At 63.6% G+C, this 15,934-nt stretch carries 18 protein-coding genes, 1 tRNA gene and 1 pseudogene; 7 read left to right on the top strand and 13 right to left on the bottom strand.

Going from position 1 to position 15,934, the window contains the following annotated elements:
- The 3 genes and pseudogenes from EYQ35_11745 to tolQ form a co-directional block, all read right to left on the bottom strand.
- Positions 1-89, bottom strand: a pseudogene (locus EYQ35_11745) (DedD protein).
- A 273-nt stretch (positions 90-362) separates the two neighbouring features.
- Positions 363-770, bottom strand: coding sequence for a biopolymer transporter ExbD (locus EYQ35_11740; protein HIF64807.1), 408 nt, complete (start codon positions 768-770; stop codon positions 363-365).
- Entirely contained in the window at positions 767-1,447 is a 681-nt protein-coding gene (gene tolQ, locus EYQ35_11735; protein ID HIF64806.1) for a protein TolQ, read from the bottom strand. Before tolQ ends, EYQ35_11740 begins: the two co-directional genes overlap by 4 nt.
- Positions 1,448-1,764: 317 nt before the next feature.
- Here tolQ and gap point away from each other — a divergent pair, with 317 nt between their 5' ends.
- From gap to EYQ35_11705, 6 genes are all read left to right on the top strand, one after another.
- A complete protein-coding gene (gap, locus tag EYQ35_11730) occupies positions 1,765-2,769 on the top strand; it encodes a type I glyceraldehyde-3-phosphate dehydrogenase (protein HIF64805.1) in 1,005 nt (334 codons plus the stop codon).
- 21 nt (positions 2,770-2,790) lie between these two features.
- Positions 2,791-3,981: a phosphoglycerate kinase gene (locus tag EYQ35_11725; protein HIF64804.1), complete on the top strand. Its 1,191-nt coding sequence runs from the start codon at positions 2,791-2,793 to the stop codon at positions 3,979-3,981.
- 10 nt (positions 3,982-3,991) lie between these two features.
- Positions 3,992-4,762, top strand: coding sequence for a triose-phosphate isomerase (locus tag EYQ35_11720; protein ID HIF64803.1), 771 nt, complete (start codon positions 3,992-3,994; stop codon positions 4,760-4,762).
- 1 nt (position 4,763) lies between these two features.
- Positions 4,764-5,126, top strand: a complete 363-nt coding sequence (gene secG, locus EYQ35_11715; GenBank protein HIF64802.1) for a preprotein translocase subunit SecG — start codon at positions 4,764-4,766, stop codon at positions 5,124-5,126.
- Between the two features lie 24 nt (positions 5,127-5,150).
- Positions 5,151-5,238, top strand: a tRNA-Leu gene (locus EYQ35_11710).
- Positions 5,201-6,490: a class I SAM-dependent methyltransferase gene (locus EYQ35_11705; GenBank protein ID HIF64801.1), complete on the top strand. Its 1,290-nt coding sequence runs from the start codon at positions 5,201-5,203 to the stop codon at positions 6,488-6,490. Before EYQ35_11710 ends, EYQ35_11705 begins: the two co-directional genes overlap by 38 nt.
- Before the next feature lie 12 nt (positions 6,491-6,502).
- Here the strand turns inward: EYQ35_11705 and EYQ35_11700 are convergent, their stop codons facing one another.
- Genes EYQ35_11700 through EYQ35_11680 form a run of 5 tightly spaced genes read right to left on the bottom strand, consistent with a single transcriptional unit; the run spans position 6,503 to position 10,452 of the window.
- Positions 6,503-6,694, bottom strand: a complete 192-nt coding sequence (locus EYQ35_11700; protein HIF64800.1) for a ferredoxin — start codon at positions 6,692-6,694, stop codon at positions 6,503-6,505.
- Positions 6,691-7,908 (bottom strand): cytochrome P450, encoded by a 1,218-nt coding sequence (locus tag EYQ35_11695; GenBank protein HIF64799.1) that lies wholly within the window; start codon positions 7,906-7,908, stop codon positions 6,691-6,693. Before EYQ35_11695 ends, EYQ35_11700 begins: the two co-directional genes overlap by 4 nt.
- Complete coding sequence (locus EYQ35_11690) at positions 7,908-8,372, bottom strand: YkgJ family cysteine cluster protein (protein ID HIF64798.1); 465 nt, start codon at positions 8,370-8,372, stop codon at positions 7,908-7,910. The genes EYQ35_11695 and EYQ35_11690 overlap by 1 nt, the downstream gene beginning before the upstream one ends.
- Positions 8,373-8,375: 3 nt before the next feature.
- Complete coding sequence (locus tag EYQ35_11685; GenBank protein ID HIF64797.1) at positions 8,376-9,566, bottom strand: VWA domain-containing protein; 1,191 nt, start codon at positions 9,564-9,566, stop codon at positions 8,376-8,378.
- A 4-nt stretch (positions 9,567-9,570) separates the two neighbouring features.
- Positions 9,571-10,452, bottom strand: coding sequence for a MoxR family ATPase (locus EYQ35_11680; GenBank protein ID HIF64796.1), 882 nt, complete (start codon positions 10,450-10,452; stop codon positions 9,571-9,573).
- Positions 10,453-10,545: 93 nt separating this feature from the next.
- On the opposite strand from EYQ35_11680, the gene EYQ35_11675 reads away from it, so the two are divergent.
- A complete protein-coding gene (locus EYQ35_11675) occupies positions 10,546-11,184 on the top strand; it encodes a lysoplasmalogenase (protein ID HIF64795.1) in 639 nt (212 codons plus the stop codon).
- A 68-nt stretch (positions 11,185-11,252) separates the two neighbouring features.
- Here the strand turns inward: EYQ35_11675 and amt are convergent, their stop codons facing one another.
- The 5 genes from amt to EYQ35_11650 form a co-directional block, all read right to left on the bottom strand.
- Positions 11,253-12,608, bottom strand: a complete 1,356-nt coding sequence (gene amt, locus EYQ35_11670) for an ammonium transporter (protein ID HIF64794.1) — start codon at positions 12,606-12,608, stop codon at positions 11,253-11,255.
- A gap of 232 nt (positions 12,609-12,840) precedes the next feature.
- The gene (locus EYQ35_11665) at positions 12,841-13,182 is read right to left on the bottom strand and encodes a metal-sulfur cluster assembly factor (protein ID HIF64793.1); all 342 of its coding nucleotides are present in this window, start codon (positions 13,180-13,182) and stop codon (positions 12,841-12,843) included.
- Positions 13,183-13,209: 27 nt separating this feature from the next.
- Positions 13,210-13,722 carry an Rrf2 family transcriptional regulator gene (locus EYQ35_11660; protein ID HIF64792.1) on the bottom strand — a complete coding sequence of 171 codons (513 nt, stop codon included), beginning with the start codon at positions 13,720-13,722 and terminating at the stop codon, positions 13,210-13,212.
- 116 nt (positions 13,723-13,838) lie between these two features.
- Positions 13,839-14,846 (bottom strand): sulfotransferase, encoded by a 1,008-nt coding sequence (locus tag EYQ35_11655; GenBank protein ID HIF64791.1) that lies wholly within the window; start codon positions 14,844-14,846, stop codon positions 13,839-13,841.
- Positions 14,843-15,667 (bottom strand): alpha/beta hydrolase, encoded by an 825-nt coding sequence (locus tag EYQ35_11650; protein HIF64790.1) that lies wholly within the window; start codon positions 15,665-15,667, stop codon positions 14,843-14,845. The genes EYQ35_11655 and EYQ35_11650 overlap by 4 nt, the downstream gene beginning before the upstream one ends.
- Positions 15,668-15,934: the final 267 nt, after the last annotated feature.

Raw genomic sequence — 15,934 nt, 5'->3', positions numbered from 1 at the left:
GGTACTGGCTTCTTCGCCACCGGCTCAGGTTTCTTCACAGGTACTGGCTTCTTCGCCACCGGCTCAGGTTTCTTCACGGGTACCGGCTTCTTCGCCAGGACGGGCGCCTTGGGTCGCGCGGCGGAACCGCCCAGCGGCCCCTGCCGCATCAGCAGCGAGCCGGGAGCTGCCTTGTGAATGCGCACGCCGTATATCGGAGCCCGCGCGGGGGACTCGCTCCAGTAGCTAGCCCCGAGAAACACCACCACCGCGAGTATCAGCAGGTGGCCAGCCAGCGACAGCAGTGCCGCCCTGATAAAATCGGGGTCCAGGACGTCACGGTGCAACGAGACCGGGCTGCCTGGAAAATCGACCTGCACTGGTCAGGCAGCCTCGGGGTCGGTTATCATCCCGAGGTTTTTTATTCCCACCCGCCGCAGCTCGGCCATGACGGCCACGACCGCCCCGTAGCGGGCCCTGTGGTCAGCCCTGAGATACACCGGGCGACCCGGCACATCTTTAACCATCGCGAGGATCTCGGCGCCCAGTGCATCCAGTTCGACTGCCTCGTCGGCCAGGTACACTTCACCATCGCCGGTCACCGACACCACCAGCGCTGACTCGTCACCCGGCAGGGGCTCTGCCGTCACCTCGGGCAGATCCACCGGGACACCCTGTTGAATAATGGGTGCGGTCACCATGAAGATCACCAGCAGCACCAGCATCACATCGACCAGGGGTGTGACGTTTATGCCCGAGATGGTCGACCCGCTGCCGATCTCTCCGCTCATCCGCGACCGGCCTGTCCCAGGAAGTGTCGCTCGGCGATGTTGAGAAACTCGGAGGCAAAGTTTTCCATGTCGCCCGCTAGAACGGTCGCGCGACGCGCAAAGTGGTTATAGGCCACCAGCGCCGGAATGGCCGCCGCCAGGCCCATGGCCGTGGCCACGAGTGCCTCGGATATGCCGGGAGCCACCGCCTGGATGCTCGACGAGCCACCTTCGCTCAAGCCCATGAAGGAGTTCATGATCCCCCACACCGTGCCAAAGAGGCCCACAAAAGGAGCCGAGCTGGCAGTGGTGGCCAGGAAAGTCAGCTGCCTTTCCATTTTGACCCGCTGCAGGCTGGCCGCTCGCCGCATGGCCCTCTCCACGTTGGCCACACCGCCAAGCTCGGTGGTCAGCGGGTCCGAGGATCCGCGCTTGCGGGTCCGCAAGCGAAGCAGCTCCTCGTAACCGGCCCTGAAAACCTCGGCGACCGGGTTTTCCGGCAGGCCGCTGCAAGCCCGCGACACCTCGGTCAGGTTGCGAGTCTGCCAGAACATGTCGAGGAAACGCTCGGAAAAACGTCGCGCCACACGGATCTGCCGAGCCTTGAAAAGAATGACCGCCCAGCTGATTACCGACACCGCGATGAGCAGGTACAGCACCCCCTGCACGACGGGCCCCGACCCACCGACCATGTCCAGAAACTGTATACCTCCACCCGACTCCACCGCCTCAGTCTACTCCCTCGCCGCCGACCGAATAACAGTTCGCGTCAGGCGCGCACAAGCTGCGCCCTGCAAACACCAGCCTGGTCACGCGGCCAACCCATTATGCAGCATCCCCCCGAAGCCGGAAACGAACGGCCCTGTTACCTTGACCCCGTCTGCCGCGCATGAGATACGAACGCTGTTTCCCCCACCTTTTCAAACGTTTGTACAAGGTGGGTTAACTCGTTTGCAGGACGATTGCCGCCAGCGGCGACGCGCCTGCGAGCAACACATCAGCCAGGAGGATTACAGTGGCAGCCAGGGTAGCAATTAACGGTTTCGGTCGCATCGGTCGTAACATGCTCCGTGCGGGGTTGGAACAGAAAGACTACGAAATCGTCGCGGTCAACGACCTCACCGACGCGGCAACGCTGGCCCACCTGCTGGAGTACGACAGCATCCACGGACGCTTTCCGGGACAGGTCGAAGCCTCTGACGCCAGCATCTCGGTCAACGGCAAGTCCATCAAGGTCCTGTCCGAGCGCGACCCGGCGCAACTCCCCTGGGGCGACCTGGGCGTGGACGTGGTCATCGAATCGACCGGCCTGTTCGCCTCCCGCGAGAAGGCAGCCGCCCACCTCCAAGCGGGCGCCCGCAAGGTAGTGATCTCGGCGCCGGCCGGCGACGTGGACCTCACGCTCTGCTACGGGGTCAACCACGAGAGCTACGACCCCGCCTCGCACCACGTCATCTCCAACGCTTCGTGTACGACCAACTGTCTTTCGCCGGTTGCCAAGATCCTGCACCAGGAGTTCACGCTCAAGCGTGGCCTGATGACGACCATACACTCCTACACCAACGACCAGCGAATACTCGACCTGCCGCATGGCGACATGCGCCGGGCACGGGCCGCCGCGCTGTCGATGATCCCCACCACCACCGGTGCCGCGAAGGCCGTCGGCCTGGTATTGCCCGAGCTGGCAGGAAAGCTAGACGGCATGGCCATAAGGGTTCCGACGCCCAACGTATCGGTGGTCGATCTCGTTTTTGAAACCGAAAAGACGCCCTCGGCCGAAGAAATAAACGCGGCCATGAAGGCCGCTGCCGACGGCCCAATGAAGGGCGTTCTGCAGTACAACGACAAGCCGCTGGTGTCGATAGACTTCAACGGCAACCCGCACTCGTCGATCTTTGACGCGCCGATCACCAAGGTACCCGAGCCCGGTTTTGCCAAGATCCTGTCCTGGTACGACAACGAAATGGGATTTTCGCACCGGCTGTGCGACGTCACCTCGATGATCGCCGGCAGTCTCTAGGAACATCGGCAGACAACAGAGGTGAGAAGGCTCGAGCAGCTCGAACTCGCCGGTCGCCGCGTGTTTTTGCGCGTAGACTTCAACGTGCCCCTGCGCGATGGCGTCATCGCTAACGCCGTGCGGGTGGAGAACGCGCTGCCGACCATAAAGGCCCTGCGCGACGCGGGTGCCCGCGTCATCCTGGCATCTCATCTCGGCAGGCCTGGTGGCAAGGCTGATCCCGCCTGCTCGCTGGCACCGGTGGCCGAGCTGCTGTCCGGCCTGCTGGAGACGCCCGTTCCCCTGGCCCCGGACTGCGTGGGCGAACAGGCAAGAGCTATGGCCATGGCTCTTGCCGACGGCGAAGTGCTGCTGCTCGAGAACCTGCGCTTTCACGACGGCGAAAAAAACAACGCCCCCGCCTTCGCGGCCGAGCTGGCCTCCCTGGCCGAGCTCTATGTAAACGATGCCTTCGGTGCCGTGCACCGTGCCCACGCTTCGATCGTGGGTGTTCCGGCCCTGCTGCCTGAGCACGCCGCTGGCCTGCTGCTCACGCGCGAAGTCGAGGCCTTGAGCATGCTGGTAGAATCGCCCGCGCAACCCTTTGTCGCGGTCGTCGGCGGCGCCAAGGTGTCCGACAAAATAGCGGTGATGAAAAACCTCCTCGGGCCGGCCGACTCGGTGCTCGTTGGCGGTGCGATGGCCTATACCTTCCTTGCAGCCATGGGGCACTCGACGGGCGACTCGAGGGTGGAGAGCGACAAGACCGAGCTCGCCGCACAGCTGCTCGACGAGGCCACGCGGGCCGGCTGCGAACTGCAACTGCCGGTCGACCACGTGGCCGCCGACAATTTTGACGAAAACGCGACCCCGGTAGCTATCGACAGCCGCGATATACCCGACGGGCTGATGGGGCTGGACATCGGTCCGCGCAGCCGACGCGCTTACCAGGACGCCATAGCAGGCGCGCGCACCCTGTTGTGGAACGGCCCCATGGGCGTGTTCGAGTGGCCGGCTTTTGCCGAGGGCACCATGGCCGTGGCCAACGCCGTGGCCGACTCCGCCGCGATGTCTGTCGTCGGCGGTGGCGACTCGGTGGCCGCTCTGACAGAATCCGGTAGACAGGACGACGTCACCCACGTATCAACAGGCGGCGGGGCCTCGCTGGAATTCCTGGAAGGACGAACCCTGCCGGGCATAGCCGCGCTGGACGACGAAAACGACCATGCCTGAGGAGACCAACATGCTTGTTCCGATGCTGGCGGCCAACTGGAAAATGAATTGCCTTGCCGACGAATCGGCTGAGTTGGCGCGCGCCGTCGTGGAGGGCTGTGCCGGACTCAAGGGGCGCGACGTACTGCTGGCGGTGCCCTACACCTCGCTGCACGTGGTGGCCCGCGAGCTGGCCGGCTCGTCGGTGTCGCTGGCGGCCCAGGACATGTTCTGGGAACAATCGGGCGCCTGGACGGGCGAAGTTTCGGCTGAAATGCTCGTCGACGCCGGCTGCAGCCACGTCGTGATCGGACACTCGGAACGCCGGGAACACTTCGGCGAAACCGACCACACCGTTGCCCGCAAGGTCGCCGCCGCCCACGCGGGCGGCTTGATACCGGTGCTGTGCGTTGGCGAGACCCTCGAGCAACGCGAATCCGGTCAGACCGCAGAAGTGGTAAAAAACCAGGTAAAAGGCGGTCTATGCGAGCTCGACCTGGCCGGTTTCACTAACCTGCTGCTGGCCTACGAGCCCGTATGGGCCATAGGAACGGGTCGTACAGCCAGCTCGGAACAGGCCGAAGAAGTCCACGCGGGCCTCAGAACCGTACTCGCCGACATGAGCAACGCAGACACCGCGGCCGGCATCCGCATACTATACGGGGGCAGCGTCAAGCCCGATAACGTAGACGAACTCATGGCCTGCCCCAACGTCAACGGCGCCCTGGTCGGCGGGGCCAGCTTGAAGGCGGAGGACTTCCTGCGCATAGTCCACCATCGGGAGCAATCGGGAGTAAGTTAAAGTGGAAACCCTGGTCAACGTAGTTCATATAATAGCCGCGGTGGTACTCATCGGAGTAGTGCTGCTGCAAAGCGGGAAGGGCGCCGATATGGGCGCGGCTTTCGGCGGCGGCGGCTCGGCCGTGTTCGGCCCCAGCGGCCCCGGCAACATGCTCACCCGGCTGACAACCATCATGGCCATAGTGTTCATGGCCACGTCTCTGACGCTGGCGGTGCTATCGGCCAAGCGAACCTCGGTGTTCGACGACGTCGAAGAGCCGGCGACGCTTGCCGTGCCTGCGGCGGAGCCAGTGGCAACGGAACCAGTGGCAACGGAACCAGTGGCAACGGAACCCGCGACTGAGCCCGCGGCGGCCGAAGAGTAGGCTGCTCCCTGGCCACAGCTGACTGCGAGGATGGCGGAACTGGTAGACGCGCCAGGTTGAGGGCCTGGTGGGCATTGCGCTCGTGGGGGTTCGAGTCCCCCTCCTCGCACCATGAAGTTCCGCTCAGAAACCCGCAGCCCGACAGCGCTCAGCCTGTCATACCTCGCCTGGTCAAGCTGCCTGCAGCTGCCGCGAGGGCGGTTGTTCTCGGGCGACTGGCCAAGCTCTCCTCGGGGCGTCTGCGCCTGCAGGAAAACGGTGCCGCGCTCAGCTTTGGTGACACCGCCCCTGGCAATGCCGGCCAACCCATCTTCGAGCCAACCATAACCGTCAACGACCCCCGCTTCTTCCTGCGCGTCGCGCTGCGCGGAGGCATCGGGGCGGCCGACAGTTACACGCGGGGCGAGTGGGACTGCGACGACCTGGTCGAACTCACACGGCTGCTGGCCGCCAACGAGCAGGGCATCGAAACCCGGCCAAGCCCAGCCGCCGCGCTCGTGCGGGGGATGAGAAGACTGCAACCGGCGGCCGGCAAGCTGCGCTCGCGGCGCAACGTGGCAAAACACTACGACCTCGGAAACGATTTTTTCGCACTCTTCCTCGACCCCGGGCTGAGTTATTCCTGCCTGATTTTTGACAGCCCCGCCACCTCACTGAAGGAAGCCGCGCAGGCCAAGCTCGAACGCGCCTGCGACAGCCTCGAGCTGAAGGCCGGGCAACGACTTCTCGACCTCGGCTGTGGCTGGGGGGCCCTGTCCCTGTACGCCGCCGAGCAGCGACAGGTCCAGGTGACGGCAGTGACCGTGTCAGAAAAGCAGGCCAACTACCTCGCCGCCCGCGTCCAGGCCCGCGGGCTGGGCGACCTCGTGACGGTAACGAGGAGCGACTACCGCGACCTGCGTGGCAGCCACGACGCGGTGGCCAGCATCGAGATGATAGAAGCGGTGGGCGCGCGCAATTACGGGCGCCTTTTTGCCTGCTACCGCGACCGCTTGCGACCGGGCGGCCGCTTGTTCCTGCAGGCCATCACCATAGATGACGCTCTTTATGACGAGTACCGCTACCGCCCCGACTTCATCCGCCAGCGGGTATTCCCCGGGGGCTGCCTGCCTTCGCTGCGGGTGATCAAGCGCGAAGCCCGGGACGCGGGCTTGCTGCTGGAAGAAACCACCGACATAGGCAGCCACTACGTGACGACGCTGGCTCACTGGCGGCAACGTTTCACGGCCAACCAGCAGCGGCTGTCCGAACTGGGCTACGACCGCGCGCTGCAGAGATCCTGGCTCATGTACCTGAGCTACTGCGAAGCCGGTTTCGCCGAGGGGCGCATATCAGACCTGCAGCTGCGCCTGCGCCGTCGCTGAGGGACGCCAGGACTAGTCTTCGAGCTTGAGCGCCTGCCGCGGGCAGAGTCTCACCGCTTCGCGCACCGACGCGTGCAGTTCTTCGCCCGGCTCTTCGACGAGCACCTGCAGGTTGTCGTCGTCATCAACCTCGAACACCTTCGGGCTCTCGCGCATGCAGATAGCGTTTGCCTCACACAGATCGTAGTCCACTTTTATTTTCATGTTACCTTCCCTTGCGGCGTAAAACTCAAACGCATTTCCTTTATACCGTCTATGAAGTTGGAATGCAGCCGCCGAACTGGGCCGGCAAACTCCATGTCGGGCAAGCGCGACACGAGCTCGCCCAGTATGGCGTTCAGCTGCACGCGGGCGAGGTTGGCCCCGAGGCAGAAGTGTTCGCCCACGCCGAAAGCGAGGTGCTCGTTGGGGCTGCGCCTGATGTCGAAAGTATCGGGATCGTCAAACATCGACTCGTCGCGGTTGATCGACGGGTACCAGATGACGACCTTCTCTCCCTTTTTAATGGCCTGCCCACCGAGTTCGGTGTCGGCCGTCGCGGTGCGCCGGAAGTGAATGACAGCCGGGTTGTAGCGCAGGACTTCTTCGACGGCGCCGGGCACCAACGACGGATCGTCTACCAGCAGTGCCCGTTGGTCGGGGTGCTCTATGAGCAGCCGCATGGCCTGGCTGGTGACGGTGCGGGTGGTCTCGTTTCCGGCCAGCGCGATGAGCAGGAAAAAAGAATTGAACTCGAGGTCGTCGAGCTTCTCCCCGTCGACCTCACCGTTGACGAGCACGCTCACAAGGTCATCGCCGGGATTGGCCCTGCGCTCGTCGCCCAGCTTCTGGGCATACTCGAACATACCCACCGAAGCGTTCATGCGGTCTTCGTCGCTTACCTGGAACTCGGGGTCGTCAAAGCCGATGAGCGTGTTGCTGAGATCGTACACGTGGCGACGATCTTCGGCCGGGACGCCCAGCATGTCGCAGATCGACATCATGGGCAGCTGCGAGGCCACGTCGTCCACGAACTCGCACTCGCCGCGCTCGGCTATGCTGTCGACTATTTCGCGCGACATGTCGACGATGCCGGAGCGTAAGTTGGCGACCCGCGCGGGGGTAAAGCCCTTGTTTACCAGGCGGCGGTACTTGCTGTGCTCGGGCGGGTCCATGTTGAGCATGAGCGCGCGCAGGATTACGAGTTGCTCCTCGCCGACCTCGAATATGTTGGTGCCACCGGCCGACGACGAAAACAGGACGTTGTCGCGCGACACCGTCACGGCGTCGTCGTAACGGGACACGCACCAGTATCCCGCCCCCTCGGTCTCTGGCTGCCAGCGCAGCGGGTCATTGGCCCTCATCCAGCGAAACCAGTCGTGCGGAATACCGTCGTCGAACACGAACAGGTCGTTAAGGTTTATATCACCAGGCAACATCAGCCCTGTTCTTCCTCGGCCTCTTTCATGTCCGCCACCAGCTTGTTCACCTCGGTGGCGGGCCACTTGCTGCCCTGGCCCACGCCTTCGCACATCCTGCGCGCGCTCGAGCGCCAGCTCAAGCGACCGGCGTTACCCGTCAGCATCGAGTCCCAGAACGGAAAGGTACGACACTGCAACGGCCGCGCTTCGTACACCGAGCAACAGTTCTTTTCGCGATTAAAAAACGGACAGGCATCGCTGTCCATTTTGATACGTGTCCAGCCCAGCTCGTCCACAAAAGCGTAACGCTCGAGAAACTCGTCGAGCTCCAGTGCCAGCTCGAGGGCCAGGCGTTCGGCGTCGTCGTCGTAGAGGTAAACGCAGTCGTAGCCGTCACGCACCCGGCAGCAGTCCCCACAGCCCGTGCACTCAAAGCACAGCCCGTCGGCCGGGCCGGGTGATGTGGAGAGGGTGACAGCCACCGCTCAGCCCTGTACGCGGGCGCCGATCAGGGCCTGTACGGCCTCAGATATGCCATCCACACTGAGCTGGAACATGGGGAAAGTACGGCGAATTACGCGCGTTGTCTGGGTCTGGTCCCAGTAGCGTTTCTCATCGGGGTTGAGCCAGGCGCTGCGGTTGAAGTGAGCGGCTATGCGATGCAGCCAGTCTATGCCCGGAGTTTCGCTCACCACCCGCGGGTCAATGTTGCCGTAGGATTGCAGCAGTTCGGCCGGGTGCATGGCCGCGTCGCCGACCACCAGCACCTTCCAACGCTCGTTGAGCATGCGAAACAATTCCCCGGTGGGCACAGCATCGGAGGCCGCGAGGCTCGCCGTCTTGAACACGTGCTCGTAGATGCAGTTGTGGAAATAGTAGGAACGGAAGTCGCGGATGCCACGCTCCTCGTGCAGCGCGGTCAACAAGCGGCTCACGGGCTCGTAGTAAGGATCCATGGTGCCGCCCACGTCCATGAGCAACAGCAGGCGCACGTTGTTGCGCTTGGGCGGCCGAAAGACGAGCTCTATTTCGCCGCCGTTGCGACAGGTCTCGTCTATGGTCTCGTCGAGATCCAGCTCCGAGGCGTTACCGCTGCGGGTCAGGTTGCGCAGTCGCCGCAGGGCGACCCGCGTCTGCCGCAGGTCGAGGGTCTGGTCGGTGCGGTAATCGCGAAAGCGCCTTTCCTCGGCCACCTTCATGGCCGAACGGTTGCGACCGGGGCCACCAACGCGGATGCCGGTGGGATGAACGCCACCGTGTCCGTAGGGCGACCTGCCGCCGGTGCCCACCCAGCGTCCGCCGCCATCGTGGCGCTCGTCCTGCTCGGCGAGGGTCTCGAGAAAACGTTTCATGAGCTCACTGTGCGTCAGTCGCTCAAGCTCGGCCAGCTGTTCGGCTGTGAGTTGCTCGGCCGCCTTGGGGTCGCGCAGCCACTTCATGACCTCGTCCTCTATGTCGAGAGCGCCCTCCACTCCCTCGAATACCTCGGCGAACACGGCATCAAAAGCATCGAACCAGACCTCGCTCTTTACCAGGCAGGCGCGCGAAAGGTGGTAGAAATGCAGCAGGCTGCAAGCGTGCATGCCCTGCTCGAGGCTCTCGAGCAGCATGCGCCACTCCTGCATGGCAACCGGTACTCCCGCTTTGCGCAGGCCGTAGAACAGGTCAAGAAACATGGGCCTACTGGTTGAAGCGGGGCCCGAGATCGCTCCACTGCGTGGGCAGTTCGCCGCCGCGGTCGTCGTAGCGGCTAAGGGCTTCGCTGTCCTGCTCGTTTTTGAGCAAGGCCGACATGAAGGGAATGTGAGACTCGAGCTGGTCCTGGCTGATCCCGGACTTCAGCAGCGCCGATATCCAGTCTAGCAACTCCGACGTGGACGGTTTCTTGCGCAGGTCGTTCTGCTCACGCAGCCAGTAGAACTTTATGAGCACCTGGTCGAGCAGTTTGCTGTCGAGGTTGTCGTGGTGGACGGCGACGATTTTCTGCATAAGCTCGCGTTCGGGAAACTCGATGAAATGAAACACGCAGCGACGCAGAAACGCGTCGGGCAGTTCGCGTTCGTTGTTGGAGGTGATGATGACGACCGGCCTTTCGCGGGCGGCCACCTCGTCGCCCGTCTCCATGACAGTGAACCTCATCTGGTCAAGCTCGAGCAGCAGGTCGTTGGGAAACTCGAGGTCGGCCTTGTCTATTTCGTCGATGAGCAGCACGGTGCGCTCCTCGGCCGAAAACGAGCGGCCCAGTGGCCCGTAGCGGATGTAGCGGCGGATGTCCGAGACATCGCCGTCGCCGAAACGAGCGTCGTTCAGGCGCTGCACGGTGTCGTAAACATACAAACCCTCGGAGGCCTTGCTGGTCGATTTTATGTGCCAGGACTCCATGGGCATGCCCAGGGCGCTGGCCACGTTCTCCGCGAGCAGGGTCTTGCCCGTGCCGGGCTCGCCCTTGATAAGCAGCGGCCTTTCGAGCGCGATGGCGCAGTTTACCGCGTCGACGAGCGACGGGGAGACTATGTAGTCGTCGGTACCGGTGAATCTGTAGAAACCGTTCTGGCTGGACATGGGGCTGCTCCCGGGAGGTGGAATCAGGCTGTTTTACTGGAATAACCCCGCCTTGGCAATGCAGCCGGCGCCCGTATAGCATCTGCCGCCATTATGTCAGTAACCGTTCTTCTCCTGTTGGCCCTGTTGTCGGGTACAGTTCAGATTGTCGCCCGCAACCGTGGCCTGCTCGCGCTTCACTACCTGCTCAAGCCGGGCACCATGCTGCTGATTATTGCCATAGCCTGGCTGCATCCGGGCGATGACCCGCGCTACCGCTGCCTGCTGCTGGCGGGGCTGGCCTTCGGACTGTGTGGAGACGTGCTGCTCATGCTGCCGCGCAAGCTGTTTGCCGCCGGCCTCGTCTCGTTCCTGGTCGGCCACCTGTTCTACGCGGCGGCATGGATAGCCCCGCCGCCCGGCGCGGTGCCAACGCTGCTGGTAGCGGGCCTTCTCGGCGGTGGTTCGGTAGCCTTGTACCGCTACCTGCTTCCCGGCCTGGGCGAGATGAAGTTGCCCGTGGCCGCCTACGTGGCGGTGATAGGCCTGGTCGCGGTGCTGGCGGTGTTGCGCGCGCTCGATGGCTCGCCCTCGGCCCTTGCCGCCGCGGCTGGAGCCCTGTTGTTCGTGCTGTCAGATGGACTGCTAGCCGTTGACCGTTTTCGGCTTTCGCTACCCGCTCGCGAAGCCCTGGTAATGGCCAGCTACTACGGGGCCCAAGCCTGTATTGCCTGCTCTGTGGCGCTTGCCTGACAGCCGCCACCTGCAAAAAGGGGCCCCGTGGCAAACTACGCCACGGGGCCCCCCCTGGTCGTCCATGCCTAGCCGGAGGGGTGAACGCCGGTCACCGACACGGTTGAGAAATCCGGGTAAGCCGACATGCCGTGCTCGCCCAGGTCGAGGCCCAGCATTTCTTCTTCCTCGCTGACGCGCAGGCCGATGGTCTTCTTGAGAACGCCGAAGATCAGCAGGGCCGACAGGAAGCAGGTCGCGCCGTAAGCCAGTACGCCTATGAGCTGGGTGCCCACCGAGTAATCGGGACCGCCGAAAATACCCACGGCCAGGGTGCCCCAGATTCCGCAGACCAGGTGAACCGAGATCGCGCCCACCGGATCGTCTATCTTGGCCCGGTCTAACCACATCACCGAGAACACAACGATCACGCCCGCCACCAGCCCGATGGCTATGGCCGAGTGCATGGCCATGAGGTCGGCGCCGGCGGTTATGCCCACCAGGCCAGCCAGTATGCCGTTGAGCGCCATCGACAGGTCGGGCTTCTTCGAGACGGCCCAGGAAACCACCATCGCCGCCAGGCCCCCAGCCGCGGCCGCGAGACAGGTGGTCACGAGCGTGAGCGAAACCAGGGCCGGGTCAGCGCTCAGCACCGAGCCGCCGTTGAAGCCGAACCAGCCCAGCCACAGCAGAAACACACCGATGGTGGCCAACGGCATGCTGCTGCCGGGTATGGCGCGAATCTTACCGTCCTTGGTGTACTTGCCCATGCGCGGGCCGAGCAGAAGGACACCGGCCAGTGCGCCCCAGCCGCCGACCGAGTGCACCAGGGTTGAGCCGGCGAAATCGTAGAAGCCCATGACGTCGAGCCAGCCGCCGCCCCACTTCCACGAACCGACGACCGTGTAGACCAGCGCCACGAAAACCGTGGAGAAGATCATAAACGACGAGAGCTTTATGCGCTCTGCTACCGCCCCCGAAACGATGGTGGCCGCAGTCGCTGCAAACATCGCCTGGAACAGGAAGTCGGTCCAGTAGGTGTAGCCACCGTCGGCGTAAGCCGCCGTGTTATCGGCCGCCGTCGGAAACAAGCCGTAACCGGCAAAGCCGAGCACGCCACCGCCTATGATGTTGAAGTCGCCGGGGTACATCAGGTTAAAGCCCACCAGCGCGTAGGTGATGATACCGATGCAGACGATAAACGTGTTTTTGAACAGGATGTTGGTGGTGTTCTTCGACCTGGTCAGACCCGACTCCAAGGTCGCGAAACCCAGGTGCATGATGAAAACCAGGCCCGCGGCCAGCATCATCCAGGAGTTGTTGGCAGTAAAAACTCCGTCACTCACTGCGGGCGCCGCGGCTTCTTCGGCCAACGCCACCGCTACGCCGGCCAGCAGCATGCTTGCAGCCAGGGGCAGGGAACGGATTATGGTGTGGATTCTCATGTGGTTTGCTCCTCTCAGTTTGGGTAAGGGTCTCCCCTCACCTCCCCTAGAAGCAGGATCGGTGCCAACTATCCAAGCTGTGCGTAAGCCGGGAAACCTGCGAAACCCGTGCACCCAGCGGGCAGAAAGCAGGCCGCAGGCGGCCCGTTGCCTTTAAAACGGTCAGCAGCACTGCCCGTCGAGCAGGCAGCGAGACCGGCTGAAGCCGGCTCGTAGAGGTAAGTGGCGAGGCTCAGTCGCCGGGGTCAGCCAGGCCCAGCTTTTTGCGGCCCGGCGCACTGATCATGTGGGCGTTCCACGGCGGATCCCACACCAGTCTGACCTCGGCCTTGTCAACGCCCTCGAGATCGAGAAGTTTCTGCCGGGCCTCGCCGGTTATGTAGCCGGCCATGCCGCAGCCGGGGGTGGTGAGGGTCATGGCGATGTCTACCGAACGGTCCACTATTTCAATGCTGTAGACCAATCCCAGCTCCACGATGTTGACCGGAATCTCAGGGTCGTTGATCGTCGAAAGGGTGGCGAGAACCAGTTCCTCATCGAGTTGTACGCTGTCTGCCATCTTGCTGTCCTCCATGCCGCGCCCCGGGGGCCGGCGGCTTTCTCAGGCCCGTGCCGTTAGGGCTGAAACCAGCCCATTGTCGTCGGCCCGTGCCGACAGGCCGGCAAGGTCGTGACCCTCGAGATACTTCAAGAGGGCCACCTGGGCGCCGCGCCAGACATCAGCCTGCGGGCAGACCTCTTCAAAATCACAGATCAGCTGCCCGCCCGCCGGTTTCTCGGCCAGGCACTCCACCAGGCACATGGGCCCGTTGATGCACTCGTACACGTCGCGCAGGCTTATGCTGGCCGGGTCGCGAGCCAACCAGAAACCGCCGCGCGGGCCCACGCCCGATTCTACCAGCCCGCCGTCTACCGCCTTGCGAAGGATCTTTGCCAGGTAATGCCGCGGTATGGCCTGGGCCTGACCGATCTCGGCTCGCCTTATCGGCGCGCCCGAACGCGACGCGACTGCCATGTAGCTGAGCGCGCGCACCGCGTAATCGACCTCGCGGCCCACGTTCATGAGCGACGCACGGTTGTTGGCCATGCAATGGGGCTGGGTGGCAGCAGGCATAGTAAATTCGTAGACCTTATGGGCCTTTGAATCTTATACGCCCGCCCCCGACGGTCGTCAATTGATATGGCGTGGGAGCCGACCTGATCTGCGCCAGCGGGCCGGCCAGGGCAGAATCAGTCGCGCAGGAGTACGTCCAGGCCCAGGCGGGCGGTGGACATCAACTTGCGCAGGCCGCGACTGGCCTGCACCCTGCGCCTGAGCATGACTATGGCCCGCCGCTCAACACTGTAGCGATCCCACTTGCGCGGTTTGCGCTGCGGCTTACCCGAGATCTCCTCGAGCGGCTGCCAGATGGTGTCCAGCGGGTGTCCCCAGGTCTGCAGGTCGGCGGGGTCGAGGTGGGCGATAATATTTCGGCACAGCGCCTCGCGGGCAGGATCGGCGGCCACCTCGGCTGCCCACTTGTGCATCGAATCGGTAGAGGGCCGCTTGTGACGGGCCACGCCTATCGGATCGCCCAGGCCTTTTTCAACATGCCCGTGCTCGCCGTAGTCCACCGCGCCCTCTTCGTTGGGAAGACCGAGATAGTCGAACACGCGCGCGAGCTCGGCTTCGGGGTCGGCGACGAGTTTTTCGTAGACGACGTGGCACAGCGGCAGGCCCGAATCGCGTAGGAACCCGGCTATGGCCGGCACGTAACGCTCGGTGATGGGATTGTAGTCGTGGGCAGCCTGGTAGTCACCGTCAAAGAACGACTCGGCGTAAGAGCTGAACACGGCCAGGGGGTGGCGCGTGAGCACCACGAAACGGGCATCGGGATAGATGCGCGCTATGAAATCCAGCACCAGCGCATAGGCCGGGGTCTTGTCCAGGAACACCTGCTTGCCGGGCTGCGTAGAAAGCATGCGCTCATAGAGCAGGTCGGCGTAAGCCCTGCAGGCGTCAACATAGTCCTGCTCTCCAGCGGGCAGATCCTCGACAAACTGTCGCGTGGACTCGGCCGCCAGCACGTGGTCGTAGGGAGCCTTGTCGACGTTGTCAAAATAGCCGAGGTGGGCAAGCGGTGTGAGCAGGTGAGGCTCGGGGCGCCCGTAAACAGCCGAATGCGACCCGATCATGCGCGCCAGCAGGGTCGACCCCGACCGCGGCGAACCAACTACAAATGCAGCTCTGCAACTCATGTTGAGACCATGCTAGCAGAGTTCCCCGGCACACGTTCCAGTATCCACTCGCCCAGCTCGGCGCTCACGCGCTCGCGTATGGTGTCTGCGAACAACTCGTGGCGCCCTCCTTCGTAAACCCTCAGGTCAAGATCGGCGGAAGAGGCCTGCTCGAGGTACTCCACCGCTCCCTCGGCGCTGCACAGGCGGTCGTCGCTGCCTTGCACGAGCAGCAAGGGCAGGCTCAGCTCGGCAGCCCTTCCCGGAAGGCGGCAGAGGCCGTCGAACAGGCGGTGATAGAGCTCGGGCTGGACGCGCTCCCTGAGTAGAAGCGGGTCACTCATGTACGACCGCCAGGCCGCCGGATCCCTGCTCAGGCGGGTCGGGTCAAGCCCGTCCTCGTCGTCTATCAGGGGCACAATAGCCGGGCTCGACAGTATCGCCATATCGGGCAGGGGGCGGCGGTCCAGCAGGTAGGCGAGCACGACCAGGCCTCCCATGGAATGGCCCATAAGCAGCAACGGCAATTCGGGCTGCTCGCGTGCTGCTTGTTCAACCACGGCCTGCAGATCGTCGAGCAGCTGATCGAAATCGCCCAGCCAGCCCGTGCGGCCCGGCCCGCGCCCGTGGCCACGCTGATCGTAAGCCGTAACGGCTACTCCAATCGACGCCAGGTGGCGCGCCAGCGCGTCAAAACGTCCCCCGTACTGCCCCATGCCGTGCAGCAGCAGCAGTTTTGCCCGCGAGCGGGCACCCGCCCATATGCAGGCAGCGCTGCGGCGGCCAGCATCGACCTCGAGGGCCCTTTCTTCGACCCGAACCCCGTTTTCAACCCGACACACCCAAACTGTTTATCCCCGGCGGGCCACCATTACACCCGCCCCCCCGTAAAGGCCCCAGTTGACGCAGGGGTCAAGGAAAAATCGGCTGAGGCCCGAAACCCTCAAATCCGGGACAGAGGGCCTATACAGGGTACGATACGGCGCCTGCTACGGCAGACTACACAGCTGAGAAAAAGGCCTAACCCACTGGATTAATAGCGCCAAAATTGATTGTTACAGAAGGCAACACCGAGTTTAAACGGCTGTACCAGAAGGATGACCGCTGTT

This window comes from Candidatus Binatota bacterium (assembly GCA_012960245.1).
Taxonomy (GTDB): domain Bacteria; phylum Desulfobacterota; class Binatia; order UBA1149; family UBA1149; genus UBA1149.
The sequence above is the reverse complement of the archived record's forward strand: the minus strand, read 5'-3'. Positions and strand labels throughout refer to the sequence as shown.